23 protein-coding genes are annotated in these 25138 nt (G+C 69.0%); 4 read left to right on the top strand and 19 right to left on the bottom strand.

Translation table 11 applies throughout. The features are described 5' to 3' along the window. The first annotated feature begins 46 nt into the window (after window positions 1-46). The 4 genes from yedA to Q9R47_RS05450 all read left to right on the top strand — a co-directional run bounded on the left by yedA (window position 47) and on the right by Q9R47_RS05450 (window position 3674). Complete coding sequence (gene yedA / locus Q9R47_RS05435) at window positions 47-973, top strand: drug/metabolite exporter YedA (protein ID WP_311232184.1); 927 nt, start codon at window positions 47-49, stop codon at window positions 971-973. A 175-nt stretch (window positions 974-1148) separates the two neighbouring features. Then, window positions 1149-1454, top strand: coding sequence for an SWIB/MDM2 domain-containing protein (locus Q9R47_RS05440; protein WP_311232185.1), 306 nt, complete (start codon window positions 1149-1151; stop codon window positions 1452-1454). 263 nt (window positions 1455-1717) lie between these two features. Next, window positions 1718-2773 (top strand): extracellular solute-binding protein, encoded by a 1056-nt coding sequence (locus Q9R47_RS05445; RefSeq protein WP_311232186.1) that lies wholly within the window; start codon window positions 1718-1720, stop codon window positions 2771-2773. Window positions 2774-2915: 142 nt separating this feature from the next. Beyond that, window positions 2916-3674, top strand: a complete 759-nt coding sequence (locus Q9R47_RS05450; RefSeq protein ID WP_311232187.1) for a 3-hydroxyacyl-CoA dehydrogenase — start codon at window positions 2916-2918, stop codon at window positions 3672-3674. Between the two features lie 115 nt (window positions 3675-3789). On the opposite strand, the gene Q9R47_RS05455 is transcribed toward Q9R47_RS05450, so the two are convergent. From Q9R47_RS05455 to Q9R47_RS05545, 19 genes are all read right to left on the bottom strand, one after another. Continuing rightward, window positions 3790-4707 carry an SDR family oxidoreductase gene (locus Q9R47_RS05455; protein WP_311232188.1) on the bottom strand — a complete coding sequence of 306 codons (918 nt, stop codon included), beginning with the start codon at window positions 4705-4707 and terminating at the stop codon, window positions 3790-3792. Continuing rightward, window positions 4704-5657: a glutathione S-transferase family protein gene (locus Q9R47_RS05460; RefSeq protein ID WP_311232189.1), complete on the bottom strand. Its 954-nt coding sequence runs from the start codon at window positions 5655-5657 to the stop codon at window positions 4704-4706. Before Q9R47_RS05460 ends, Q9R47_RS05455 begins: the two co-directional genes overlap by 4 nt. A gap of 63 nt (window positions 5658-5720) precedes the next feature. After that, complete coding sequence (locus Q9R47_RS05465) at window positions 5721-6194, bottom strand: GNAT family N-acetyltransferase (RefSeq protein WP_311232223.1); 474 nt, start codon at window positions 6192-6194, stop codon at window positions 5721-5723. Next, the gene (locus Q9R47_RS05470) at window positions 6194-7210 is read right to left on the bottom strand and encodes an NADP-dependent oxidoreductase (protein WP_311232190.1); all 1017 of its coding nucleotides are present in this window, start codon (window positions 7208-7210) and stop codon (window positions 6194-6196) included. Before Q9R47_RS05470 ends, Q9R47_RS05465 begins: the two co-directional genes overlap by 1 nt. A gap of 25 nt (window positions 7211-7235) precedes the next feature. Continuing rightward, window positions 7236-7652, bottom strand: coding sequence for a PaaI family thioesterase (locus Q9R47_RS05475; RefSeq protein WP_311232191.1), 417 nt, complete (start codon window positions 7650-7652; stop codon window positions 7236-7238). Window positions 7653-7744: 92 nt separating this feature from the next. Further along, on the bottom strand, window positions 7745-8536 hold the full coding sequence (locus Q9R47_RS05480; protein ID WP_311232192.1) for an SDR family oxidoreductase: 792 nt from the start codon (window positions 8534-8536) through the stop codon (window positions 7745-7747). Window positions 8537-8639: 103 nt separating this feature from the next. Beyond that, window positions 8640-10526 (bottom strand): acyl-CoA dehydrogenase, encoded by a 1887-nt coding sequence (locus Q9R47_RS05485; protein ID WP_311232193.1) that lies wholly within the window; start codon window positions 10524-10526, stop codon window positions 8640-8642. A 144-nt stretch (window positions 10527-10670) separates the two neighbouring features. Further along, window positions 10671-11846: an acetyl-CoA C-acyltransferase gene (locus Q9R47_RS05490; RefSeq protein ID WP_311232194.1), complete on the bottom strand. Its 1176-nt coding sequence runs from the start codon at window positions 11844-11846 to the stop codon at window positions 10671-10673. 43 nt (window positions 11847-11889) lie between these two features. Beyond that, window positions 11890-13989, bottom strand: a complete 2100-nt coding sequence (locus Q9R47_RS05495) for a 3-hydroxyacyl-CoA dehydrogenase NAD-binding domain-containing protein (RefSeq protein WP_311232195.1) — start codon at window positions 13987-13989, stop codon at window positions 11890-11892. Window positions 13990-14541: 552 nt separating this feature from the next. Further along, window positions 14542-16809: an EAL domain-containing protein gene (locus Q9R47_RS05500; RefSeq protein ID WP_311232196.1), complete on the bottom strand. Its 2268-nt coding sequence runs from the start codon at window positions 16807-16809 to the stop codon at window positions 14542-14544. Then, a complete protein-coding gene (locus Q9R47_RS05505) occupies window positions 16806-17561 on the bottom strand; it encodes a GGDEF domain-containing protein (RefSeq protein WP_311232197.1) in 756 nt (251 codons plus the stop codon). The genes Q9R47_RS05500 and Q9R47_RS05505 overlap by 4 nt, the downstream gene beginning before the upstream one ends. A gap of 3 nt (window positions 17562-17564) precedes the next feature. Beyond that, on the bottom strand, window positions 17565-17954 hold the full coding sequence (locus Q9R47_RS05510; RefSeq protein WP_311232198.1) for a DUF1987 domain-containing protein: 390 nt from the start codon (window positions 17952-17954) through the stop codon (window positions 17565-17567). 35 nt (window positions 17955-17989) lie between these two features. After that, window positions 17990-18550: a SiaB family protein kinase gene (locus Q9R47_RS05515; RefSeq protein ID WP_404977096.1), complete on the bottom strand. Its 561-nt coding sequence runs from the start codon at window positions 18548-18550 to the stop codon at window positions 17990-17992. Window positions 18551-18594: 44 nt separating this feature from the next. Further along, entirely contained in the window at window positions 18595-19827 is a 1233-nt protein-coding gene (locus Q9R47_RS05520; RefSeq protein WP_311232200.1) for a SpoIIE family protein phosphatase, read from the bottom strand. Window positions 19828-19977: 150 nt separating this feature from the next. Further along, window positions 19978-20673 carry an ABC transporter ATP-binding protein gene (locus tag Q9R47_RS05525; protein ID WP_311232201.1) on the bottom strand — a complete coding sequence of 232 codons (696 nt, stop codon included), beginning with the start codon at window positions 20671-20673 and terminating at the stop codon, window positions 19978-19980. Window position 20674: 1 nt separating this feature from the next. Next, window positions 20675-21463, bottom strand: coding sequence for an ABC transporter ATP-binding protein (locus Q9R47_RS05530; protein ID WP_311232202.1), 789 nt, complete (start codon window positions 21461-21463; stop codon window positions 20675-20677). Further along, window positions 21460-22782, bottom strand: a complete 1323-nt coding sequence (locus Q9R47_RS05535; protein ID WP_311232203.1) for a branched-chain amino acid ABC transporter permease — start codon at window positions 22780-22782, stop codon at window positions 21460-21462. Before Q9R47_RS05535 ends, Q9R47_RS05530 begins: the two co-directional genes overlap by 4 nt. 4 nt (window positions 22783-22786) lie before the next feature. Further along, complete coding sequence (locus Q9R47_RS05540; RefSeq protein ID WP_311232204.1) at window positions 22787-23740, bottom strand: branched-chain amino acid ABC transporter permease; 954 nt, start codon at window positions 23738-23740, stop codon at window positions 22787-22789. A 121-nt stretch (window positions 23741-23861) separates the two neighbouring features. Continuing rightward, the gene (locus Q9R47_RS05545; RefSeq protein ID WP_311232205.1) at window positions 23862-25097 is read right to left on the bottom strand and encodes a branched-chain amino acid ABC transporter substrate-binding protein; all 1236 of its coding nucleotides are present in this window, start codon (window positions 25095-25097) and stop codon (window positions 23862-23864) included. Between the last annotated feature and the right edge of the window lie 41 nt (window positions 25098-25138).

Here is a 25138-nt window from a genome sequence, read left to right on the forward strand (position 1 = left end):
TTGAAATGCCATGTTCCGACGCGGCTGGCTTTCATAGCATATCGGCATGCAAACCACCGCGTCCCCTGCCCTCTCGTCCTCCGCGCGGCTGCCCGCGGGCGTCCTCGCGGCGCTGCTGTGCTGCTATTTCGTGTGGGGGTCCACATACTTCGCCATCCGCGTGGCGCTGCAAAGCTTTCCGCCGTTTTTCCAGATGGGCACCCGCTTTCTGCTCGCCGGTGCGCTGCTCGCGCTGTGGACGGCCTGGCGCGGGCGCGACCGGGGACGCGCCGGGTTCCCCACGGCGCTGCAGTGGCGCAATGCGCTGGTGGTGGGGGCGCTGATGCTGGGCGGCGGCATGGGGCTGATCGCCACGGCCAGCCAGGGTGTCGGCTCGGGCCTGATCGCCACCTGCGTCGCTTCGGTGCCGTTGATGGTCACCGGCTGGGGACTGCTGTGGGGCCGCAGGCCCGGGCGGTGGGAGCTCTCGGGCGTCTGCCTCGGCGCGCTGGGCGTGGTGCTGCTGATGCGCGGCGAGAGTTTTTCGGCATCGCCTGCGAGCATGGCCTGCGTGCTGGTATCGACGGCCTGCTGGTCGCTCGGCTCGGTGCTCTCCACCACGCGCTTCCCGCTGGCCCCGGGCGCGGCAGGCTTTTCGAGCGAGATGCTGTGCGGGGGTGCCGTGCTGATGGCGGTGTCGCTGGTGCTGGGGGAGCGCCCCGCGTGGCCCGCCGGAGCGGCGCCGGTCGCGGCCTGGCTGTACCTGGTGGTGTTCGGCTCGCTGGTGGCCTTCAGTGCCTACATGTACCTGCTGGCGCACGCGAGCCCGGCATTGGCGTCGAGCTACGCCTTCGTCAACCCGGCGGTGGCGCTGGCCCTCGGCAGCGTGCTCGCGGGCGAAGCGCTGTCCGCGCGCGAGGGCTGGGCATGCGCCGTGATCCTGGCGGCGGTGGGCCTGATCCTCATCGGGCAGGGACGCCGCCGGCGGGGATGACTTTCCGCACCTCGAAACGATGGCGATTCCCACGGCCGTGTCGCAACAACTGGAGGCAAAAAAACGCACGCTTCCCTTGGAAACACGTTTTTTTGCCAGTAGCATTCGCCGAACCAGTGGACAGCAGGTTTTCGCTGGTGAACCGCTAATTCACTCCCAACAAGGAAAAACCAACATGGCAACTGCAAAGAAAGCTCCGGCTGCCGACAAGGCCGCGGCGCCCGCCAAGAAGCGCACGCCCAACGCCGCGTTCATGAAGGCCCTGACGCCCAGCCCGGCGCTGGCCGCCGTGGTCGGCTCGGATCCGCTGCCCCGCACCGAGATCATCAGCAAGCTGTGGACCTACATCAAGGCCAACAACCTGCAGGACGCCGCCAACAAGCGCATGATCAACGCCGACGCGAAGCTGAAGGAAGTGTTCGGCAAGCCGCAGGTCTCGATGTTCGAGATGGCCGGCCTGATCGGCAAGCACGTCAAGTGATGCGCCCCGCGGCGGCCTGCTGAAGGCCGACCGCCCGCGCCGCCGCGCATGCACCCCGTTGCATGGGCCGGGCGTCGCGGCACGAAGAAGCCGGCTTTGCCGGCTTTTTCTTTGGGCGCTCGGGCGTGGGATGGTCAAGCGGCCGTGAATGCCATGGCCCGGCTCCGGCTTTTATCGAGAATGATTCGCGTCTGCCCTATCATCCGCGCTCATCCTGGCGAACCGCCGGCCTGCCATCCATACAAGAGAAAGAGACCGTCCGCATGCGCATCCGCTTCCTGAACCTGCTCCTCGTGTCCGCCGGCCTGCTGGCCGCCGCCGGCCCTGCCTCCGCACAGGACCAGGTCGTGAACCTGTACTCGGCACGCCACTACGCCACCGACGAAGCGCTCTACACGGGGTTCACGAAGGCCACCGGCATCAAGATCAACCGCGTGGACGCGGACGACGCGGGCATCATGGCGCGCCTCAAGGCCGAAGGCTCCGCCTCTCCGGCCGACGTGATCCTGCTGGTGGATGCCGCGCGCCTGTACCGCGGCGAGAAGGACGGCCTGTTCCTGCCCATCCGGTCGAAGGTGCTCGAGGACGCCATCCCGGCCAACCTGCGCGCGCGTCCGGCGGCGGACGGCGGCATCCCGTGGTTCGGGCTCTCCACGCGGGCGCGGGTCGTCGTGTACGACAAGGCGAAGGTGAACAAGGACGACGTGGACACCTACGAAGAGCTGGGTGATCCGAAGAACAAGGGCCGGATCTGCATCCGCTCGGGCTCGCACCCCTACAACCTGAGCCTGTTCGGCGCGGTGACCGAGCACCTGGGCGAGCAGAAGGCGGAGGCCTGGCTCAAGGGCGTGGAAGCCAACCTCGCACGTCCCCCGAAGGGCGGCGACACCGACCAGATCCGCGCCGTGGCGTCCGGCGAATGCGCGGTCGCCGTCACCAACAGCTACTACCTGGCCCGGATCATGCGGTCCGACAAGCCGGAGGACAAGGACGTGGCCGGCAAGGTCGCCGTGGTGTTCCCGAACCAGCAATCCTGGGGCACGCACATGAACATCGCCGGCGGCGCGGTGGCACGCTACTCGAAGAACCAGGCCAATGCGGTCAAGTTCCTCGAGTACCTCGCGAGCCCCGCGGCGCAGAACTACTTCGCGAACGGCAACAACGAATGGCCGGCGGCCCGGGGCGTGACCTCCGACAACCCGGCGCTGCGCGAGATGACGGGCGGCCAGCCCTTCAAGAGCGAGACGATCCCGATCAGCGCCGTGGGCGAGCACATGCCGAAGGTGCAGCAGATGCTGGACCGCGTGGGCTTCAAGTAAGCCGGCAGCGCCCTGCCCCCCCGTGCCCCGGAAGGGCACGCCCGACAAGCCCGGTCCGCCGGGCTTGTCTGCGTTCGCGAACGGCCTTTCTTCACCGATAATTGACGTTTACGTCAACGTCACACCTAGAGGAGACAGTTCCATGGACATTCAGGGCAAGGTTTTCATCGTCACGGGCGGCGCCTCGGGCCTGGGCGAAGGCACGGCGCGCATGCTGGCCGCGCAGGGCGGGCGCGTGGTGATCGCGGACATGCAGGCCGACAAGGGCGAGGCCGTGGCGCGCGAGATCGGCGGCACGTTCGTGCGCTGCGACGTGACCAGCGAGGCCGATGGGCAGGCGGTGGTGGCGCAGGCCGTGGAGCAGGGCAAGCTGATGGGCCTCGTCAATTGCGCGGGCATCGCGCCGGCCGAGAAGACGGTGGGCAAGAACGGCGCGCACGCCCTGGCACTGTTCACCAAGACCGTGACGGTGAACCTGATCGGCAGCTTCAACATGATCCGCCTCGCGGCCGAAGCCATGTCGCGCAACGAGCCCGAGGCGACGGGCGAGCGCGGCGTGCTCATCTCCACCGCCAGCGTGGCTGCGTACGACGGCCAGATCGGCCAGGCGGCCTATTCGGCCTCGAAGGGCGGCATCGTGGGCATGACGCTGCCGATCGCGCGCGACCTGGCGCGCAACGGCATCCGCAACATGACGATCGCACCGGGCATTTTCGGCACGCCGATGCTGTTTGGCATGCCGCAGGAGGTGCAGGACGCGCTGGCGGCCGGCGTACCCTTCCCCAGCCGGCTCGGCACGCCGGAAGACTATGCGCGCCTGGCGCGCCACATCTTCGAGAACGACATGCTGAACGGCGAGGTGATCCGCCTGGACGGCGCGATCCGGCTCGCGCCGCGCTGAGGCGGCCGGGTCGCCGCGAGGGCGCCGCGGCATTGGGGGCCGCGTGCCGCCCGCCCTGCCCCGCCCGCCGCGGCGTCCCGACGGCCATGGCAGGCAGGCGCGCAGGCAGCGTCCGTCAGCGCGCCGTGCCGGGCTCCGCGCGCAGCTGCTCGCGCAGGCGCTGGCCGATATCGGGCCGCTCCAGGAAGGGGTCCGGGGGGTTGCGCACGGCCACGATGCTTTCCATGCGGCTCTGCACGTTGCCCAGGGCCTGGGGATGGCTGAAGAGATAGAACCGGTTGGCGGCGATGCCGTCGAACACCATCTGCGCCACTTCGGCCGCAGTGACCTTGCCGCTGCCCACGGCCTTGTCGGTCATGGCCTGGCCGATGAGCTGGCTGCGCGTCGGCGGCGCGGTGACCGCGTCCGGCCGGTTGCGCTCGCTGCGGCCGATGCCGGTGGGCACGAAGTACGGGCAGAGCACGCTGGCGCCGACCTGGTCCGTCACCAGGGCCAGATCCTGGTAGAGGGTTTCGGTGAGGCTGACCACCGCATGCTTGCTCACGTTGTAGATGCCCATGTTGGGCGGCGTGAGCAGGCCGGCCATGCTGGCGGTGTTGACGATGTGGCCACGCCAGGCCGGGTCCTGCCGGGCGGCATCCAGCATCATCGGCGTGAAGAGGCGCACGCCGTGCACCACGCCCATGAGGTTCACGCCGAGCACCCAGTTCCAGTCGGCGACGGTGTTCTCCCACAGCAGTCCGCCGGCTCCCACGCCGGCGTTGTTGAAGACGAAGTGCGGTGCGCCGAAGCGCTCGCGCACGTCGGCGGCGAGCTGCTCCATCTGCGCGGCGTCCGATACGTCCACGCGGCGGGCGAGCACGTCGGCGCCGGCGGCGCGCATTTCGGCTTCCGCCTGGTCGAGCGCGTCCTGCTGCACGTCCACCAGCACGAGGCGCATGCCGCGCCGCGCGCCGATGCGGGCGCATTCGAGCCCGAACCCCGATCCCGCGCCGGTGAGCACGGCGGTCTTTCCCTGGAAGTCTTCGATCATGGTGCTTTTGTCTCCGTGGTGGTGAGCGTGTAGCCGATGCGCGGGAAATGCACGTGGAGCAGGCCCGCGCGCGGGTCGGTGCGGGCCACCGTGTAGCGCGTGCGCGTGGCGGCCACGAGCACGCCCTCGGTGGGTTCCAGGCCGAAGCTCTCGGCGGCGATCGCCACGCGGCTGCCGAGCGCGATGCCGTGCTCGTCCTGGAAGACGTCGTCCACGAGCGGCAGCGGCTCGGCGTTCGCGGCAACGGTGATCGCGTCCTGCGACGAGAATTTCTCCATGCGGCCGTGGCCGATGGCGGCGATGCGGTCCATCCACTCCAGCACGGCGGGCGTGGCCTTGAAGATGTCCGCCATCACCGGCACGCACTGCCGCGTGAACCAGAGCGGGTGGTAGGCGGCGAAGTCGGCCACGCAGGGTTCCGCGCCGAACAGGAATTCATGCTCCTCCACCATGTGGGCGATGCGCCGCAGGTAGGAGCGGTAGGCCGCCGTGGCGTCCGCGGGGCGCAGGCGCTGCATGCCGGCGCTCATGGCCTTGCGGTCGGCGCCGAAGGCCTGGGCGGCGGCGGGCGGCAGGTTCGCGAACAGCTCCGCCGCGCCACGCGGCTGCAGGTTGTAGGCCATGGCGGTCCAGAACAGCGTGCTGTCGGCCCATTGGGCGAAGACGCGCACGGCGCCCTTGAGCGCCGGCGGGTAGAGCACGGGCTCGGGCTGGACGTGCTCCAGCACGTCGCAGATCAGGGCCGTGTCGCAGTAGATGTCCGCGCCGATCTGCAGGAACGGGGTGCGCCGGTAGCCGCCCGTGAGCGCGACCACGTCGGGCTTGGGCGCGATGCTCGGCACGATGACCGACTTCCACGCGAGCTGCTTGAAACCCAGCGCGAGGCGGATCTTTTCGGAGAACGGCGACGAGGGGTAGTGGTGCAGGATGGGTTCGGACGAAGCGGTCATGGCATCTCCTGGACAGGGGTTGGCGGCGCGGCAGGCAGCGCAGCGGGGCAAGGAACGCCGAGGCTACGCCGGTGCCGCAGGCGGCGTCCACAGCATCTCCACGTGCGGAATGCCGTCTTCGAGGTATTCGTCCGAGACGGTCGTGAAGCCGACCTCGCCGTAGAAGCGCTGCAGGTGCGCCTGCGCGCTGATGCGCACCGCCCTGCCGGGCCAGGCGGCGGCGCAGCGGGCGAGGCCCTCGCGCACCAGCGCGCGGCCGGCGCCGGTGCCGCGGGCTTCCGGAGCGGTCACCACGCGGCCGATGGACGGCTCGGGGTAGTTCACGCCGGGATCGGCGACGCGCAGCGTGGCCAGCAGCGGCCCGCCGGGCGCAGCGCGGCCCAGCAGGTGCCAGGAGCGCTTATCGGCATCGTCCGGGTCCTGGTAGGGGCCCTGCTCCAGGATGAACACGCGGCAGCGCAGCGCGAGGGCGTCGTGCAGCGCATGGACGCCCATGTCGTCGAAACGCGACCAGTGCCAGTGCAGGGCTGCCACGATCAGACCAGCTTGACCAGCTGCTTGCCGAAGTTCTTGCCCTTGAGCAGGCCCAGGAAGGCCTCGGGCGCGGCGGCGATGCCCTCGGCCACCGTCTCGCGCGGGCGCAGCTTGCCGGAGCCGACGAGGCCGCCGAGTTCCTTGAGCGCGTCGGGCCAGATCTCCATGTGCTCGCTCACGATGAAGCCCTGCACCTTCATGCGGTTGACGAGGATGAGGGCCGGGTTCTGCAGCGGCAGCGGCTGGCCGTCGTAGCCGGCGATCATGCCGCACACGGCCACGCGCGCGAACGCGTTGGCGCGCAGCAGCACGGCGTCGAGGATGTAGCCGCCGACGTTCTCGAAATAGCCGTCGATGCCGTTCGGGCAGGCTTCCTTCAGGGCCTTGGACATGGCTTTCAGGTCGCCGTGCTCGCGGTGGTCGATGCAGGCGTCGAAGCCCAGCTCTTCGGTGGCGTAGCGGCACTTCTCCGGGCCGCCGGCGATGCCCACCACGCGGCAGCCGCGCGCCTTGGCCAGCGCGGCGAAGGCGCTGCCCACGGCGCCGGTGGCGGCGCTGACCACCACGGTCTCGCCCGCCTTGGGCTCGATGATCTTGACCAGGCCGTACCAGGCCGTCACGCCGGGCATGCCCACGGCGCCCAGGTAGTGCGAGAGCGGCACATGGGTGGTGTCCACCTTGCGCAGCATGCCGGGCTCGTTGCCGTCGACCACCCCGTATTCCTGCCAGCCGCCCATGCCGACGACCTTGTCGCCCACGGCGTACTTGGGATGGCGGCTCTCCACCACTTCGCCCACCGTGCCGCCGATCATCACCTCGCCCAGCGGCTGCGACGCGGCGTAGCTCTTGCTGTCGTTCATGCGCCCGCGCATGTAGGGGTCGAGGCTCAGGTAGTGGTGGCGCACGAGCACCTGGCCGTCCTGCAGCGCGGGCGTGTCGGTGGTGACCAGCTTGAAATTGCCGGTGCTGGCCTCGCCCTGGGGGCGGTTGTCCAGAAGGATCTGCTGATTGCGGGGCATGGGGAAACTCCTTTTCGGGGGTGGATCAGTCGGTCGGCACGGCGGCCGACGGCTGGGCCGGGCGCGCCATGTACTTGAAGGTGCCGGTGGCGTGGCTGCACAGGCGCCCTTCGGCGTCGTAGATGCTGGCCTCGGTGAATGCGAGCGACTTCGTGCGGTGCAGGAGCTTGCCGCGCGCGACCAGCGGCCCGCGCGCGGCGAACATGAAGCTGGTCTTCATCTCGATGGTGACCACGCCCACGTCGTCGGGCACCTCGCTGCGCGCGGCGGTGGCCATGGCGACGTCCATGAGCGTCATGGTCGCGCCGCCGTGCGTGACGGCGAAGGAATTGAGATGCTCCGCCTGCGCGGTGTAGCGCAGTTCGGATTCGCCGGCCTCCATGCGGTGCAGGGTGAAGCCGAGGTGGCTGACAAAGGGGATTTCGACACCGAAACTCAACACGGGGCAAGACTCCATCAGGAACAGGAAACCGGCAGCATAGCGAAGGCGGCGCGGCCTGCCCGCGCGGGGGGCCGCCGCGCCGGGGGGCCGCGTCAGCCGCCCGTCACCACGCTCACGCCGCCGTCGACGGCCAGCCACTGGCCGGTGATGTGCTTGCCGGCGTCGGACGCGTAGAGCAGGCACAGGCCCTTGAGGTCTTCGTCGTCGCCCAGGCGGCGCAGGGGCGCGTGCTCGGCCATCTTCTGCTCCCCCAGCGTCTCGATCAGCACCGAGGCCATCTTGGTCTTGAAGAAGCCCGGGCAGATCGCGTTCACGTTGATGCCGTACACGCCCCACTCGGCCGCCAGCGCGCGCGTGAAGTTGATCACCGCGCCCTTGGAGGTGTTGTAGGCGATGGTCTTCATCTGGATGGGGTTGCCGCCCAGCCCGGCGATGGAGGCCACGTTGATGATGCGCCCGCTCTTGCGCGGGATCATGCTGTGCTTGGCGATGGCCTGCGACAACAGGAAGTAGCCGCGCACGTTGAGGTTCATCACCTTGTCCCAGGCGGCGGTCGGATGGTCTTCCGCCGCCGCGCCCCAGCTCGCGCCGGCGTTGTTCACGAGGATGTCGACGTCGCCCATGCGCTGCAGCGTTTCCTGCGCGAGGCGCTGGATGTCGGCCTCTTGTCCGCAGTCGGCGGCGATCCAGCGCGCGTCGATCCCGGCGGCCTGCAGCGTGGCCGCGGACTCCTCCAGGTCGGCCGCCTTGCGGGACGTCAGCATGATCTTCGCGCCGGCCTCGCCGAGCGCCTGGGCGATCTGCAGCCCGAGGCCGCGCGAGCCGCCGGTGACGAGGGCGGTCTTGCCGGAAAGATCGAAAAGTTGCTGGACCGTGCGGGTCATGGGTGTGTCTCCTGTCGTCGGTAATGGGGTTCGCGGGGCATTGTGCGGGGCGCGGCGGCGGGGGCTTGTCGCGTGCGCGATCGGCTCCGCGCCGCGCGGCGGATCAGAAGCCGTCCTCGGGCATCTCGGCGCAGGTCATGTCCCGCGTGCGGACCACGTTCAGCCATGCGCCGATCTTCGGCAGCTCGTAGCGGAAGAAGTAGCGCATGGCGCCCAGGCGCCCCGCGTCGGCGGCATCGGTGGCCTGCGCGGCCGCCCCACCGCGCGCCAGCACGGCGACGGCCAGATCCAGCCAGATCCACGCGAGCACCATGTGCCCGGCCGCCTGCATGTAGGGCACCGCATTGGCCAGCGCCTCGGCGGGCTCGCCCGTGGCCCAGGCCGCCTTGGTGGCGGCGCCGACCTCGGCCAGCGCGCGCGCGAGCTCGTTGGCATGTGCGGCGAGGTCGGGATGCTCCATCGCGCGCTGGATGGTGGCGTTCACGCGGCCCGCGAGCAGCTGCAGCCCGCGGCCGCCCTCCATCACCACCTTGCGGCCCAGCAGGTCCATCGCCTGGATGCCGTGCGTGCCTTCGTGGATCATGTTGAGGCGGTTGTCGCGCCAGTACTGCTCCACCGGGAAGTCGCGCGTGTAGCCGTAGCCGCCGTGGATCTGGATGGCCAGGGAGTTGGCCTCCAGACACCACTCGCTCGGCCAGCTCTTGGCGATCGGCGTGAGCACTTCGAGCAGCAGGCGGGCTTCGTCGGCGGCCTGCGCGTCGCCCGTGTGCTGCTCGTCCACCAGGCGCGCGCAGTAGAGGTTGAGCGCGAGCGCACCTTCGCCGTAGCTCTTCTGCGCGAGCAGCATGCGGCGGATGTCGGCGTGCTCGATGAGCCGCACCGGCGGCGCGGAGGCATCCTTGGCGGCCTTGCCCGCGGCGCCGGCCGCGTGGGAGACGATCGGCCGGCCCTGCGTGCGCTCGCGGGCATAGTCCAGGCTGGCGTAGTAGCCCGCCAGGCCCAGCATGGTGGCCGCCATGCCGATGCCGATGCGCGCCTCGTTCATCATGTGGAACATGCAGCGCAGGCCTTCGCCGGGCTTGCCCACGAGGTAGCCGATGGCGCCCGCGCCGCCGCGCACCGGGTAGCGGCCCTCGCCGAAATTGAGCAGCGTGTTGGTGGTGCCGCGCCAGCCGAGCTTGTGGTTGAGGCCCGCCAGCGCCACGTCGTTGCGCTCGCCGGTCAGCCCGCCCTCCTCGTCCACCAGCCGCTTGGGCACGATGAACAGCGAGATGCCTTTCACGCCCGGCACCAGCTTGCCGTCCGGCCCGGGGATCTTCGCGAGCACGAGATGCACGATGTTCTCGGTGAGTTCGTGGTCGCCCGAGCTGATCCACATCTTGTTGCCGGTGAGGCGGTAGCGCGGGCCGAGCGCATCGCTCTCGGAACCGGCGCCGTCGGGCACCGCGCGCGTGGCCACGTCGGAGAGCGACGAGCCGGCCTGCGGCTCCGACAGGCACATGGTGCCGGCCCAGCGGCCGTTGAACTCGTTGAGCGCGAACACCTCCTTCTGCTTCGGCGTGCCGTGCGCCATCAGCAGGTTCGCGTTGCCGGCCGTGAGCAGGTTGGAGCCGATGCTGATCGATGCCACCGCAAAGAAGCTGTTGGCCGCGGCCTCCACGGTGTAGGGCAGCTGCATGCCGCCCACGTCGTAGTCCTGCGCGGCACTGAGCAGGCCCGATTCGGCGTAGGCACGGCGCGCCTCGTAGGTCGCCTGCGGCAGCACCACGCGCAGCGTGCCGTCGGGCTCGGTGACGGTGTGCGGCTCCTCGGTGTCGACGAGGCGGTTGAACGGCGCGTACTTCTCGCGCGCGATGCGCTCGCAGGTATCGAGCACGGCGTCGAAGGTCTCGCGCGAATGGTCGGCGAAGCGCTCGCGCGGCGTGAGCGCGTCGGCCCGCAGCCAGTCGTGGAGCAGGAAATCGAGGGTGGAGCGGAGGGGCGTCGTCATGCGGCAAATTATGGAAGCGGGCCGCGGCGCGCAGTGTCTGCTGCGTGACGTGGCCGCGCGGGGGTGCTGCAAAAAACGAGCCCCGTGCGGGCATGGGGCCGGCACGGGGCTCGATCGGGCGAACGGAGGGGGTGCCGGCCGTTCTCAGAACACTTCGAACACGCCGGCGGCACCCATGCCGCCGCCGATGCACATCGTCACGCAGACGCGCTTGGCGCCGCGGCGGCGGCCTTCGATGAGCGCATGGCCCGTGAGGCGCTGGCCGCTCACGCCGTAGGGGTGGCCCAGGGCGATCGCGCCGCCGTTCACGTTCAGGCGGTCGGCCGGGATGCCGAGCTTGTCGCGGCAGTACAGCACCTGCACGGCGAAGGCTTCGTTCAGCTCCCACAGGTCGATGTCCTGCACCGTCAGGCCCAGCTTCTTGAGCACCTTGGGCACGGCGAAGACGGGGCCGATGCCCATCTCGTCGGGCTCGCAGCCTGCCACCGCGAAGCCGAGGAAGCGGCCCAGGGGCTTGAGGCCCTTGCGGCTCGCATAGTCTTCGCTCGTGATGACGCAGGCACCCGCGCCGTCGGAGAACTGGCTCGCGTTGCCGGCCGAGATCACGCCGCCCGGCAGCGCGGGCTTGATGCCGGCGATGCCTTCCTTCGTGGTGCCCTCGCGCGTGCCTTCGTCTTTGCTCACCGTGACCTGCCTGGTGATCAGGCCCAGGGTCTTGTCGGCCACGCCGGCCGTGACGGTGATGGGCGCGATCTCGTCGTCGAACTTGCCGGCGGCCTGCGCGGCGCAGGCCTTCTGCTGGCTGGCGGCGCCGTATTCGTCCATCGCGTCGCGGCCGATGTGGTAGCGCTTGGCGACCTGTTCGGCGGTCTCCAGCATGCTCCAGTAGATCTCGGGCTTGGCCTTGGCCAGTGCGAGGTCGCGCAGCATGTGCGTGTTCATTTCCTGCTGCACGCAGGAGATGCTCTCGACGCCGCCGGCCACGAACACCTCGGCCTCGCCGGCGATCACGCGCTGGGCTGCGAGCGCGATGGTCTGCAGGCCCGAGGAGCAGAAGCGGTTCACCGTCATGCCCGAGGTGGTGACGGGCAGGCCGGCGCGCAGCGCGATCTGGCGCGCGATGTTGGCGCCGGTCGCGCCTTCGGGGTTGGCGCAGCCCATGATGACGTCGTCGACTTCGGCGCCGTCGATGCCGGCGCGCTGCACGGCATGCTGCACCGCATGGCCGCCGAGCGTGGCGCCATGGGTCATGTTGAAGGAGCCCTTCCAGCTCTTGGCGAGCGGCGTGCGGGCGGTGGAAACGATCACTGCGGAGGTCATGTGCGGAATTCCTGGTTCTTTGCAAACATGCGGACGGCGGCGGTCAGGCGAAAGCCTTGCCCTCGGCGGCGAGTCGGGAGAGCAGCGGCGCGGGTTCCCACGCGGCGGCATCGTCCAGCGGGTTCTGCGCGAAGCGCTGCATCGACTGCGCGACGTTGAAGAGGCCCACTTCGCTCGCGTAGTGCATCGGGCCGCCGCGGTGGATGGGGAAGCCGTAGCCCGTCAGGTACACCATGTCGATGTCGCCGGACTTGCTCGCGATGCCCTCTTCCAGAATCTTCGCGCCCTCGTTCACCAGGGCGTAGACCAGGCGCTGCACGATCTCCTCGTCGCTGATCTTGCGCGGCGTGATGCCGAGTTCCTTGCGGTGGTCCTCGATCATCTGGTTCACCAGATCGCTCGGGATCGCGTCGCGCTTGCCGGGCTTGTAGTCGTACCAGCCGGCACCGGTCTTCTGGCCGTAGCGGCCCAGTTCGCAGAGCTTGTCGGCCGTGCGGCTGTACTTCATGTCCGGGCGCTCGACGGCGCGGCGCTTGCGGATCGCCCAGCCGATGTCGTTGCCGGCGAGGTCGCCCATGCGGAACGGGCCCATGGCGAAGCCAAACTTCTCGATGGCCTTGTCCACCTGCTGGGGCGTGGCGCCTTCGTCCAGCAGGAAGCCGGCCTGCTGGCTGTAGCGCTCGATCATCCGGTTGCCGATGAAGCCATCGCACACGCCGGAGACCACCGCCGTCTTCTTGATCTTCTTGGCGAGCGCCATCACGGTGGCGAGCACGTCCTTGGCGGTTTCCTTGCCGCGCACCACCTCCAGCAGCTTCATCACGTTGGCGGGGCTGAAGAAGTGCATGCCGACCACGTCCTGCGGACGCTTCGTGAAGGCGGCGATCTGGTCCACGTCGAGCGTGGAGGTGTTGGAAGCCAGGATGGCGCCGGGCTTGGCGACCTCGTCGAGTTTCTTGAACACGGTTTCCTTGACGCCCATCTCTTCGAACACGGCCTCGATGACGAGATCGACGTCCTTGAGGTCGTCATAGCTCAGCGTGGAGGTGAGCAGGGCCATGCGCTGCTCGTACTTGTCCTGCTTGAGCTTGCCCTTGGCGACCTGCGCCTCGTAGTTCTTGCGGATGGTGGCGAGGCCCCGGTCCAGCGCTTCCTGCTTGGTCTCGAGAATCGTGACGGGAATGCCGGCGTTCAGGAAGTTCATGCTGATGCCGCCGCCCATGGTGCCGGCGCCGATCACGCCCACCTTGCGGATCTCGCGCTTCGGGGTATCCGACGGCACGTCGGGGATCTTGCTCGCGGCGCGCTCGGCCAGGAACAGGTGGCGCAGGGCACGGGATTCCGGCGTCCACATCAGGTTGACGAACAGCTCGCGCTCGTAGGCCAGGCCGTCCTCGAACTTGCGCTTGGTGGCGGCTTCCACGGCGTCCACACACTTGAGCGGCGCGGGGAAGTTCTTCGCCATGCCCTTGACCATGTTGCGGGCGAACTGGAAGTAGGCATCGCCCTGCGGGTGCTTGGCGGGCAGGTTGCGCACCAGCGGCAGCGGGCGCGTGTCGGCCACGCTGCGCGCGAAGGCCAGGGCCTCTTCGGCGAGCGACTCGGCCGAGGCGGCCATTTTGTCGAACAGCTTCTGGCCGGGCATGCCGCCGATCAGTTCGCTCTTCACGGGCTCGCCGCTCACGATCATGTTGAGCGCGGCTTCCACGCCGACGACGCGCGGCAGGCGCTGGGTGCCGCCCGCGCCGGGCAGCAGCCCCAGCTTCACTTCGGGCAGCGCCATGCTGCAGCCGGGAGCGGCGATGCGGTAGTGGCAGCCCAGGGCCAGCTCCAGGCCGCCGCCCATGCACACGGTGTGGATGGCAGCCACGACGGGCTTGGCCGAGCCTTCCACCGCGCGGATCACCGAATGCAGGTTGGGTTCCTGCATGGCCTTGTCCGTGCCGAATTCCTTGATGTCCGCGCCGCCGGAGAACGCGCCGCCGGCCCCCGTGACGACGATGGCCTTCACGGCCGCATCGGCATTCGCGCGGGCCAGCCCGTCGGTGATGCCCTTGCGCGTGGCGTGGCCCAACCCGTTCACGGGCGGGTTGGCCAGGGTGATCACGGCTACATCGCCGTGGACTTGGTATTCAGCGGTCATTGCTTGTCCCTTGGTTTGGTATGGAAAAGAACGGTCGTGCTTTTTGATTCTAGAGAGTCCGGGCGCGGTTGCCAGCCAGGGTTGTCCCGGCTGGGACAGAGGTTCGCGCCTGCGGATGCAAGCGAACGCCGCGCGGCGGCGTGGGAGCGACGCCCAACAGTCGGCTACCGCAGAGCGCAAGAAGCGACGTTAAGGTGGCGTTCGCACCCTCCCCACGTCCCTTCCTTTCGCGTTGGAAAGGTTCTCCCATGGCCGCTCCACCAAGCGACACGCCCTCCCACGCTCCCGCCGCTGCGGATGCCCACGGCGCGACCGGCCACAACTACATGCGCCTGCCCACGCGGGTGGCGGCGCGGCAGGGCTTCCGCATCCAGGCCGGCCAGCTGGTGGGACCCGATGGCCGCGCGGTGGCCGCCCCCGCCGCCGACGCCGTCTGGAACGGCACCTGCGCCAAGGGCATGAGCCACGACCTGGACACGGACACCGTCGCCGTGGAGGGCAACATCGCAGCCGTGAAGCCGTTCTTCAAGGCAAAGAGCGCCTCGCGACCTATCAGCCGCCGCTGCGCTCCACGGCTGCCTGACCGGCCGCGGCCCGCTCCGCCAGCCACACGCGCAGCGCCGGCAGGTCCATGGGGCGGGCGATGTGGTAGCCCTGGCCCTCGTCGCACCCCATGCGCAGCAGGGTGTTCCACGCCGCGTCGTCCTCGATGCCCTCGGCCATCACGCGCAGGCCGAGCTGCTGGCCCAGGTTCACGATCATCTCGGCGATCCGCGCGCCCTGCGCACCCGTGGGGCGCCGCACGAAGCTGCGGTCGATCTTGATGCGGTCGAGCGGCAACTGCTCGAGGTAGCTGAGCGACGAGTAGCCGGTGCCGAAATCGTCGATGGCGATGCTGACGCCGTCCGCGCGCAGGGCAGCGAGCGTCTGCTGCAACAACTGCGTGGGCACCACCGCCACCGATTCGGTGATCTCCAGTTCCAGGTGCCGGCCCTGCAGGCCGCTCGCGGCGAGCGCCGCGCGCACCGCGTCGAGGAACGCGGGATCCTGCAGCTGCACGACCGAGACATTGACGGCGATGCGCGCCGGGGCCTGGCCCGCGTCCGCCAGCATGCGCATGGTGCGGCAGGCGGTCGAGAGCACCCACTGGCCGAGCGGCACGATCAGCCCGGAATGCTCCGCCATGGGAATGAATTCGTCCGGCGGGATAAACCGGCCGTCGCGGGTGCGCCAGCGCAGCAGCGCCTCCAGCCCGACCAGTTCGCCCGTGTCCAGCCGCACCTGCGGCTGGTAGACCAGAAACAGCTGCGCGTCGTCGATGGCCGCGCGCAGTTCGGACAGCAGCAGCGCGCGGTCGCGCGCCTCGGTGCCCATGTGGTCCACGTACTGCAGGTGCTGGCCCCGGTGGTCCCGCTTGGCGCGCTTGAGGGCGATGGTGGCGTCCTTGACGAGATCGGCGCCCGCCTGCGCGCGCGACGGCAGGTGCACGTAGCCGCAGGTGAGCGACACCTTCTGCGGCACGCCGTCCACCGCGGGCGGCGGGCGCATGCACTGCAGCAGCCGCGGCAGCGCCACCCGGCTCGCCTCGCCGAGCACGCCGAAGGTATCGGCGCCCACGCGCGCGAGCAGCACGCCGGGGGGCAGCGCATCGGCCAGGCGGCGGGCCACGGCCTCCAGCAGCCGGTCGCCGAAGGTGTGGCCCATGACGTCGTTGGCGGCACTGAAATCGTCGATGTCGATGAGCGCGAGGACGTGGTCCTGCGCGATGCCCCGCCGCACGCAGTCGTCCACCTTCTCGACGAAATGCGCCCGGTTGGGCAGCCGCACCAGCGGATCGTAGTAGGCGAAGCGGCGCAGGCGGTCCAGCAGGTCGCGGTTGTGCAGCAGCGTCCGCACGTTGGCGCTGAAGACGTCGAGCAGCTGGCGGTCCAGCCCGCCCAGGGGGGCGGGCGTGTCGACGAACACCGCCATGCCGCGCTCGCTCGGGCTGCCGAAATAGAGCGCGAGCCCGCCCTCCTCGCCGTGCACGGTCTGGCAGAACTTCACGGCGCGGTCCAGGAGCGGCTTGCCCCGGAAACCGGGCAGGCTCTCCAGCGCGTGGCCGACGAAACCCTCGAACGGCCCCGTGGCGGCGAGCACCGGGCAGCGCCCGTCGCCGCCGCCCGCGCCGCCGTGCAGCGCGCACACCATGTTCCACGCCCACGTTCCGAGCAGCTCGGCGATCTGGGCGATGACCTCCGACGCGAAGGAATGGAGATCGTGCTCGGCGAGCAGTGCCGCGCTGGAGCGCACGATGCGCTCCAGGCTGCGGCGGCTGGCTTCGTACGAGCAGCGCTGTTCGTACGACCGGATCGCCGCCAGCACCGTGGGTGCCAGATGGCCCTGCTCCAGTTCGTCCTTGGCGCGGTAGTCGCCGATGTCGTGGCGCAGCAGCAGGGCCTGGTCGGGCACGTGGCCCGCATGCGCGGTGCGCAGCACGATGCGGAGGTTGTCCAGCCCCGCCGCGCGGCGGATGAAGTCGGGCAGATCCGGCGCCGCCCCGGAGCCGGCCCATCCGGCATCCAGCAGCGCCACGGCCAGTTCGCCCTCGCCCAGCAGCAGGGCACGGGCCTGCTCGGCATCGTGGGCGTGCAACAGCGCCAATGGCCGGCCCATCAGGGCCAGTCCCTCCAGCATCCGGCGCGCGGTGGCGTGCACCTCCGGATCGGCATCGGCGACCAGGACACGCCATGGCGGCGAGGGGGGGCGGTCCGCACAGGCCGACGGTGGAAGGATTTCCAGGTCGGCGGCGAGATCGTCGTATCCGACCTGGATGCTCATGGGTTCGGTGCGTGTGCCGTGCGTTCCGCATGCACCACGCAATTGCGCCCGCCGCGTTTGGCGCCGTACAGCGCCTCGTCGGCCAGGCCGTAGGCATCGTCGAAACTGCCGCCCGCGGGCAGCCGGCTCACGCCGAAGCTGGCGGTGATGCGGCGGCCGTCCGGCAGGCCGAACTCGCAGCCTTCGATGGCCGCGCGGGCCGCCTCGGCCACCTGGCTGCAGGCGAGCGCGGAATCGCCCGGCAGCAGCACGGTGAACTCCTCGCCGCCGACCCGGCCGATCTGCGCGGCCGGGGGCACCACGGACCGCAGGCAATCGACGACGCCGCGGATCACCTCGTCGCCCTTCGGATGGCCGAAACTGTCGTTCACCTGCTTGAAGTGGTCGATGTCGAGCACGATGAGCGCCAGCCCGCCGAGCGAGAACTGCCCATTCACCTGGTCGATGATCGCCGAGCGGTTGAGCACGCCCGTCAGCGGGTCGTGCGTGGCGCGGTAGTGCAGCTGGTCCGCCAGTTCCGTGAGCTGCTGGTTCAGCTGGTTCATCTCCAGTTCGGCGCGGTCGCTGCGGCGCACCAGCCGCCGCGTCTCCCGCAGCAGCCGCTCATAGGCCGTGAGCAGGTCGCCCAGGGCCTGCCGGCAGCCCTGCCCCCCCCGCGCGGCATCGCACGGCGCGTCGTAGACGGAACGCGCGGCCAGCAGCGCACGGTGTTCGGACTCGAAGAGGTCCGGGGGATTGGCGATGGAATCCATGGGTCAGGCGGGTTTCACGGGATGGCTGTTGAACTCCAGGTCAGGGAAGTCGTCGCTCAGTTCCTGCCCGAATTCGAGGATGGTGTCGTCCTCTTCGTCGTAGTACCAGTGCAGCGCCACCGGATTGCCCGCCTCCACCGCCTCGTTGAGCGCGTCGATGAGGTTGAACAGCATCTTCGTGCTGGAGCTGTTGAAGTATGCGAGGGCGATGTGCACCTCGATGCGCTGGCCGCTCTGCTGCGACAGGTAGTCCTTGAGCCGCGCGATGATGTCGCCGTAGAAGGCCGCCGCGTTCTCGGGATAGGACTCGCCGCGCAGGCTGAGGGTGTGCGTGGCGAACTGGAAATCCACTTCGGGAGAGCTGGGGGTCGGAGCGATGTAGAGATTGTCCATGCGTGTGGTCTGCGGAGGGAACGGGCCGGGGCGGGTCAGATCGCAGCTTTCAGGTAGAAGACGGGCGCGCCGGTCCCGCCCGGGGCGGCGTCGAAATCGAATTCCAGCGGTTCGCTCGCGTCGCGGGCCATGGTGAGGAAGCCCATGCCGGCCCCCTTGCTGCCCGAGGGCGTTTCCTCGCGCAGCGTCTGGCGGTAGGCCTGCTTGATCTCGTCGAGCGTCATGTGGCGCAGCGGCTCCAGCTTCGCGCGCAGATCCTCCGCCATGCCCGCGTCGATCGGATTGGCGCACAGCAGCAGGAAGCGGCCGCCCTCGTCGCGGCGGATGCACACCGATCCGTGCCGCAGTTCGCCATCGGGCTGGCTCGCCGGCGTGAGCATGTCGGCGGAGTAATGGATGATGTTCTGCGCCATTTCGATGAAGGACGAGAACAGCTTGCGCCGCGTGGGGCCGGTGATGCCGGCCACCTCCAGTTGCAGCTTCACTGCGTCCGCCATGGCGGCGACGATGTGCTGCGAGAAGTAGCCCACGTAGTAGAAGATGACCTGGTGCTCGCGGGCCACGTTGAAGAAGGGGCCGTATTTGGCGGAAATCATGGTGGAAGGCATCGTGGCGAGATCGGGAAAAGTGGTGCTTTGCCTCAGGCGCGGAAAGCGAGGAAGGTCACGTCGTCGCGACGGCCATGCTCGCCCTGCCAGGCGCTCAGGCAGTCCAGCACGGCGCGGTTGAGCACCCCGGGGCTGTCGGCTCGGTGCTGCAGCAGCAGCTCCCGCAGGCGGCGCTTGCCCAGGGCGATGGCGCGTGGGCCGCCCACCTGGTCCGTGAGGCCGTCGGTGGTGATGAAGACGAGACTGCCGGCCGGCAGCTGCACCGGCTGGTTCTCCCAGGCGTAGTCGAGCCCGCTGTCCACGTAGCCCACGCCTTTGCGCTGCCCTTCGACGAGCTCCACCGCGTCGGCATCGGGCCGCAGCACATAGAGCGACAGCCGGGCGCCGGAGAACACCAGTCGCCCGGTGGCGGGTTCGAACCAGAAGAAGGCCGCATCCATGCCGTCGTCGGAGCCGGGCGTTTCGTCCTTGCCGTCCATCTGGCCGAGCACCTGCTTGATGCTGCGGTTCACGCTGCCGAGCAGCCCGGCGGGATCCTGCGGGCCCTGCCGCTCGATCGCCTTGCCCAGGCTGGTGGAGGCGATCAGCGTCATGAACGCGCCGGGCACGCCGTGGCCCGTGCAGTCGGCCACCGCCCCGAACCAGCCGCCTTCGGCGAGGCAGAAGTGGTAGAAATCGCCGCCCACCACGTCGCGGGGCTCCCAGACGAGATCGGCCTGCGCGCAGGCGCGCGCCAGCGTCTCCCGCGAGGCGCGCAGGGTGGACTGCTGGATCACGCTCGCGTATTCGATGCTGTGCATGATCTGGCGGTTGCGCGATGCCTGCAGGTCCGCCACCACGCGCATCAGCTGCAGGCCGTTGCCCACGCCGGCGAACGCGCCGTCGCGCGTGATGATGAAACCGTCGGACAGCGCCTTCTCGCCGGACTCCACCGTCCTCAGGGTGAGCGTGTCGATGTCCATGGCCGCCTCCACGATCAGCGGCTCCTTGTCCATGAAGGCGATGCAGCTCTTGCGGCCGTAGAGTTCCATGCGGAACTGCTTGCTCATCTGCGAGAGGAAGATGCTGCGGTTGATGAGGCCGATCGGGCGCACGCCTTCCACGACCGGCAGGGCGACCAGGTCCCGGTGCCGGTTGAACACGTCCATGACCTCTTCGTTGGTCTGGCCGGTGGTCATGCACGGCACGGGAGTGCACAGGTCCGCGGCGCTGGGGGGACGGAAACGGGGGCGGAACTCTGTCAAATACGCAGGGGAGTCGGACATGCCGGGCGCCGGAAATGGTGTCAGAAGATGTTAATGACAGAACATTTCGGTTGTGTGACACCCCCGTCACTTCCCGCCGGGCCCGGGAGCGCTCGTCATCCCGTCATGGCGTGCGTGGAGCCGCCCGTCCGGCCCCCGGCACGCCGCGTGTCAGACCTCCAGCCACTCCCGCCGCACCCCGGTGTCGGCGCGCAGGCCTTCCGGCGTGCCGTCGAACACGATGCTGCCGTGCCCCATCACGAGCGCCCGGTCGGAGATGCGCATGGCGATGGTGAGCTTCTGCTCGATGAGCAGCACCGAGACGCCGCGCTCGCGGATCTTTTGCAGGTACTCGCCCACCAGCTCCACGATCTTCGGCGCGAGGCCCTCGGTGGGCTCGTCGATGATGATCAGGTCCGGGTCGCCCATGAGCGTGCGGCAGAGCGTGAGCATCTGCTGCTCGCCGCCGGACATCACGCCCGCCTCGGTGTGCTGCCGCTCCTTCAGGCGCGGGAACATCGCATACATGTCGTCGAAGCCCCAGCGGCTGCCCTTGCCGCGCCCTTTCTGGCCCAGCAGCAGGTTCTGGTGCACCGTCAGGTTGGGGAACACGTCACGGCTCTCGGGCACGTAGCCCAGGCCCAGGTGCGCGATCTCGTACGGCTTGCTTCCCGCGAGCCTCCGGCCCTTCCATTCGACGGCGCCTTCCCAGTGCACCAGCCCCATGATGGCCTTGGCCGTGGTGGAGCGGCCCGAGCCGTTGCGGCCGAGCAGCGCGACGATCTCCCCGGGCGCCACGTCGAAGCTCACGCCGTGGAGCACGTGGCTCTTGCCGTAGTAGGCATGCAGGTCGTGTACGTGCAGCATCTCAGTGCCCCTCCGCTTGTTCCGCCGCGATCACCGAGCCCAGGTAGGCTTCCTGCACGCGCGGGTTCGCACGCACGGCCTCGGGCGTGTCGAAGGCGATCACCTCGCCGTACACCACCACCGCGATGCGGTCGGCCAGGCCGAACACCACGCCCATGTCGTGCTCCACCGTGAGCAGCGTGCGGCCCTGCGTCACCTCGCGGATGAGCTGAATGAAGCGCGCCGTCTCGCTCTTGCTCATGCCAGCCGTGGGTTCGTCCAGCAGGATCACGCTCGCGCCGCCGGCGATGGTGATGCCGATCTCCAGCGCGCGCTGCTCGGCGTAGGTGAGGTTCATCGCCAGCGTGTCGCGCTTCGGTGCCAGGTGGATCTGCTCGAGCAGTTCCTCCGCCCGGGCGTTCGCATCGTGCAGCCGCGAGAGGAAGCGCCAGAAGCTGTAGCGGTACCCCAGGCTCCAGAGCACGCCGCAGCGCAGGTTCTCGAACACGCTCAGCTTCGGGAAGATGTTGGTGATCTGGAAGCTGCGCGACAGGCCCATGCGGTTGATTTCGTAGGGGGCCTTGCCGTCGATGCGCTGGCCGTTCAGCAGCACCTCGCCGCTGCTGGGCCCGAAGCGGCCGCTGATCAGGTTGAACAGCGTGGACTTGCCCGCGCCGTTCGGCCCGATGATGGCCACGCGCTCGCCCGGGCGCACCGCCAGGTTGGCGCCGCGGATGATCTCGGTCTTGCCGAAGCGCTTGCGCAGGTCGCGCAGCTCCAGGGCCGGGGTGCCGTTGTCCGTCGCCGTCATGCGCGGCCTCCCTGCGCGGCTGCGCCCAGTTTCATGTCGTGCTCGATCGCCTCCTGCGTGGCGCCCCAGCGGCGCGCGAAGGCCCGCCGGCTGATTTCGAACAGCGCCGCGCCCACCGCGAAGACGGCCACGGCGCCGGTCCAGGTCGCCGGGCTGCGCGCATCGAGCGTGGCCCCGAGGAATCCGATCTGCGGCCCGAGCGCCGCGTTGAGCTGCAGGTGGTAGGTCATCTCGATCATCGCCGCGGCGCCCACCACGGCGACGAGCGCCGAGGCCCCGACGGCCAGGTAGGCGGGCAGCAGCGGCTTCAGGCGGCCATGGCGCGCCACGCGCAGGTTCATCATGATCAGGCTGGCGATGCCGCCCGGCGCATACATCACCATGAGGAGGAAGACGAGTCCCAGGTACAGCAGCCAGGCCTTGGACAGCTCCGACAGCAGCACCGAGGCGAACACCAGCAGCACCGCGCCGATGATCGGCCCGAAGAAGAACGTCGCGCCGCCGAGGAAGGTGAACAGCAGGTAGGAGCCCGAGCGCATCACGCTCACGCTGTCGGCCGCGGTGACGATCTCGAAGTTGATCGCCGCCAGCGCTCCGCCGATGCCGGCGAAGAAGCCGGAGATGATGAAGGCGTAGTAGCGCACGCGCTGGGTGTTGTAGCCGATGAACTCGACCCGCTCCGGGTTGTCGCGCACCGCGTTCAGCATGCGCCCCAGCGGCGTGCCGGTGAAGGCGAACATCAGCGCCGTGCAGACGAAGCAGTAGGCCGCGATCAGGTAGTACACCTGGATGGCCGGGCCGAAGGTGATGCCGAAGAAGCCCTGGCCGTAGACGCGGTCGGTGGTGATGCCGCCCTCGCCGCCGAACACCTCGGGGAACATCAGCGCCATCGAGGCCACCAGCTCGCCGATGCCCAGCGTGATCATCGCGAAGGTGGTGCCGGATTTCTTCGTGGTGACGAAGCCCAGCAGCACCGCGAAGAACATGCCCGCCAGCCCGCCGACGAGCGGGATCAGCACGAGCGGGATGGGCAGCGCGCCCTTGCCCGCCCAGTTCATCGCATGCACCGCCATGAACGAGCCCAGGCCGGTGTAGACGGCATGCCCGAAACTCAGCATGCCGCCCTGCCCCAGCAGGATGTTGTAGGAGAGGCAGATGATGATGAGGTAGCCGATCTGCGCGAGCATGGTGAGCGCCAGGCTGCTCGTGAACACCTTGGGTGCCACGATGAGTGCGAGCCCGAACGCGCCCCAGACCACGGCGCGGCCGATGTTGAGCGGCCGGAAACGGTAGACGCCGGAAGATGGATGCATGGCCATGGTGTCAGTCCTCCCGCGTTCCGAGCAGCCCCTTCGGGCGGAAGATCAGGATCAGCACGAGGAACAGGTAGGGCAGGATCGGGGCGACCTGCGAGATGGTGAGCTTGAGCACGGGGTAGCCGAAGGTCTGGTCCGTGACCGCCATGCCGACCGCCCGCAGCGCGCTCGCCAGCGAGTAGTCGAGCGCCACGGCGAAGGTCTGCACCAGCCCGATGATGAGCGACGCGAGGAAGGCGCCGGCGAGCGAGCCCATGCCGCCCACCACCACCACGACGAAGATGATCGAGCCGACCGACGCCGCCATCGCGGGTTCGGTGACGTAGGTGTTGCCGCCGATCACGCCGGCGAGCCCGGCCAGCGCGCAGCCGCCGCCGAACACCAGCATGAAGACGCGCGGCACGTTGTGCCCGAGCGCCTCCACCATCTCCGGCTGCTTGAGCGCGGCCTGGATGACGAGGCCGATGCGCGTGCGGGTGAGCACCAGCCAGACCGAGACGAGCATCAGCAGCGCCACCAGCATCACGAAGGACCGGGACTTGGGGAACTGCGTGCCGTAGAGCGAGAAGAGCGGCCCCTGCAGCTGCGTCGGCAGGCCGTAGGGCACCGTGGAGCGGCCCCAGACGAGCTGCACGATCTCCAGGATGAGGTAGGAGAGGCCGAAGGTCACCAGCAGCTCCGGCACGTGGCCGAACTTGTGCACCCGCCGCAGCGCGTAGCGCTCGAAGGCCGCGCCCAGGGCGCCCACGGCCAGCGGCGCGATGACGAGCGCGGGCCAGAAGCCCACCACGCCCGAGATCGAATACGCGAAATAGGCGCCGAGCATGTAGAAGCTGGTGTGCGCGAAGTTGAGCACGCCCATCATGCTGAAGATCAGCGTCAGCCCGGAACTCAGCATGAACAGCAGGAGCCCGTAGCTCACGCCGTTGAGCAGGGAGATGACGAAAAACTCGAGGTTCATCGGGATCAGGCCGCGAGGCGCTGCGGGAAGGCGAAAGGGAAAGGACGGGCCGGAGCCGGCACCCGGGAAGGCATGCCCCCGGGCCCGTCCGATGCGAAGGCCCCGCTGCGGGGCCGGGCGGTCAGGACGGCCGCTTCATCTGGCACGACGTGGGCGTGCTCGCCACGTAGGGCTCGTAGTACTTCACCGGCACGAAGGTGTAGCCGGTGTTCTCCGCGTCGTTCGGGTACTTGCCGCCCGCCTTCTCCCACTTGGAGACGAACAGGCCCTGCTGCAGCTGGTGGTCGGACTTGCGCATCTCCACCTCGCCGTTGAAGCTGTTGAACTTCATGCCTTCGAGCACCTGCGCCACCTTCACGGGATCGGTGCTCTTGGCCTTGACGAAGCCGGCGTCCAGCATCGCGAACGCGTGGTACACGGCGCCCGTGTACATGTCGTCGTTGAACTTCTTCTTGTAGTCGGTCACCACGCGGCCGATGTCGCCGGGCAGGTTCAGGTGGTTGTACGAGACCATGTACACGCGCCCCGCGGCGGCCGCGCCCATGGCGGTGGGCGAGCCGGTCACGCCGCCGTAGTAGGTGTAGAAATTGACGTTGTTCAGCCCCGCGTCGTTGGCCGCCTTGATCAGCAGGGCGAGGTCGGAGCCCCAGTTGCCGGTGATCACGGTGTCGGCGCCGGACTGCTTGATCTTCGCGATGTAGGGCGCGAAGTCGCGCACCTGGGCGAGCGGATGCAGGTCGTCGCCCACGATCTGCACGTCGGGCCGCTTGCGCGCGAGGTTTTCCTTGGCGTACTTGGCAACCTGCTGCCCGTGCGCGTAGTTCTGGTTGATCAGGTAGACCTTCTTGATCTCAGGCTGGTCCTTCATGAAGGTGGTCATGGCCTCCATCTTCATCGACGTGTCGGCATCGAGGCGGAAGTGCCAGTAGCTGCACTTGCTGTTGGTGAGGTCCGGGTCCACCGCCGCATAGTTCAGGTAGACGACTTCCTTGCCGGGGTTGCGCGCATTGTGCTTTTCCAGCGCGTCCATGATGGCGAGGGCCGGGCCCGAGCCGTTGCCCTGCACCACGTAGCGCGCGCCTTGGTCCATCGCGGAGCGCAGCGCGCTGGTGGTTTCCTGCGGGCTCAGCTTGTTGTCGATGCCGATGATCTCGAACTTCACGCCCGAGGCGTTCTTCTTGCTGAATTCGTCGGCCAGGAACTGGAAGCTCTTGAGCTGGTTGGTGCCCACCGCCGCCATCAGGCCCGAGAGCGGATCGAGCCAGGCGATCTTCACAGTCTCGCCCTTTTGGGCGAATGCGCTGCCTGCGGTCGCCAAGATTGCAGATGCGGCTACTAACTTGATAGCAAATCTCATCGCCTGTCTCCTTGCGTTGTAGGGGGTCACCGGAACACGAC

Source organism: Acidovorax sp. PRC11 (assembly GCF_031844105.1).
Classification (GTDB): domain Bacteria; phylum Pseudomonadota; class Gammaproteobacteria; order Burkholderiales; family Burkholderiaceae_C; genus Paracidovorax.

Bases quoted from the DNA above. Each gene is read 5' to 3' on its own strand.
- Q9R47_RS05515 (WP_404977096.1), bottom strand. From the start codon at position 18,550: ATGATTTCCGCCAAATACGGCCCCTTCTTCAACGTGGCCCGCGAGCAC.
- Q9R47_RS05520 (WP_311232200.1), bottom strand. From the start codon at position 19,827: ATGTCCGACTCCCCTGCGTATTTGACAGAGTTCCGCCCCCGTTTCCGT.
- Q9R47_RS05530 (WP_311232202.1), bottom strand. From the start codon at position 21,463: ATGACGGCGACGGACAACGGCACCCCGGCCCTGGAGCTGCGCGACCTG.
- Q9R47_RS05460 (WP_311232189.1), bottom strand. From the start codon at position 5,657: ATGACCGCTTCGTCCGAACCCATCCTGCACCACTACCCCTCGTCGCCG.
- Q9R47_RS05510 (WP_311232198.1), bottom strand. From the start codon at position 17,954: ATGGACAATCTCTACATCGCTCCGACCCCCAGCTCTCCCGAAGTGGAT.
- Q9R47_RS05535 (WP_311232203.1), bottom strand. From the start codon at position 22,782: ATGGCCATGCATCCATCTTCCGGCGTCTACCGTTTCCGGCCGCTCAAC.
- Q9R47_RS05480 (WP_311232192.1), bottom strand. From the start codon at position 8,536: ATGACCCGCACGGTCCAGCAACTTTTCGATCTTTCCGGCAAGACCGCC.
- Q9R47_RS05470 (WP_311232190.1), bottom strand. From the start codon at position 7,210: ATGCCCCGCAATCAGCAGATCCTTCTGGACAACCGCCCCCAGGGCGAG.
- Q9R47_RS05525 (WP_311232201.1), bottom strand. From the start codon at position 20,673: ATGCTGCACGTACACGACCTGCATGCCTACTACGGCAAGAGCCACGTG.
- Q9R47_RS05500 (WP_311232196.1), bottom strand. From the start codon at position 16,809: ATGAGCATCCAGGTCGGATACGACGATCTCGCCGCCGACCTGGAAATC.
- Q9R47_RS05490 (WP_311232194.1), bottom strand. From the start codon at position 11,846: ATGACCTCCGCAGTGATCGTTTCCACCGCCCGCACGCCGCTCGCCAAG.
- Q9R47_RS05495 (WP_311232195.1), bottom strand. From the start codon at position 13,989: ATGACCGCTGAATACCAAGTCCACGGCGATGTAGCCGTGATCACCCTG.
- Q9R47_RS05450 (WP_311232187.1), top strand. From the start codon at position 2,916: ATGGACATTCAGGGCAAGGTTTTCATCGTCACGGGCGGCGCCTCGGGC.
- Q9R47_RS05485 (WP_311232193.1), bottom strand. From the start codon at position 10,526: ATGACGACGCCCCTCCGCTCCACCCTCGATTTCCTGCTCCACGACTGG.
- Q9R47_RS05455 (WP_311232188.1), bottom strand. From the start codon at position 4,707: ATGATCGAAGACTTCCAGGGAAAGACCGCCGTGCTCACCGGCGCGGGA.
- Q9R47_RS05440 (WP_311232185.1), top strand. From the start codon at position 1,149: ATGGCAACTGCAAAGAAAGCTCCGGCTGCCGACAAGGCCGCGGCGCCC.
- Q9R47_RS05540 (WP_311232204.1), bottom strand. From the start codon at position 23,740: ATGAACCTCGAGTTTTTCGTCATCTCCCTGCTCAACGGCGTGAGCTAC.
- Q9R47_RS05505 (WP_311232197.1), bottom strand. From the start codon at position 17,561: ATGGATTCCATCGCCAATCCCCCGGACCTCTTCGAGTCCGAACACCGT.
- Q9R47_RS05445 (WP_311232186.1), top strand. From the start codon at position 1,718: ATGCGCATCCGCTTCCTGAACCTGCTCCTCGTGTCCGCCGGCCTGCTG.
- yedA (WP_311232184.1), top strand. From the start codon at position 47: ATGCAAACCACCGCGTCCCCTGCCCTCTCGTCCTCCGCGCGGCTGCCC.
- Q9R47_RS05545 (WP_311232205.1), bottom strand. From the start codon at position 25,097: ATGAGATTTGCTATCAAGTTAGTAGCCGCATCTGCAATCTTGGCGACC.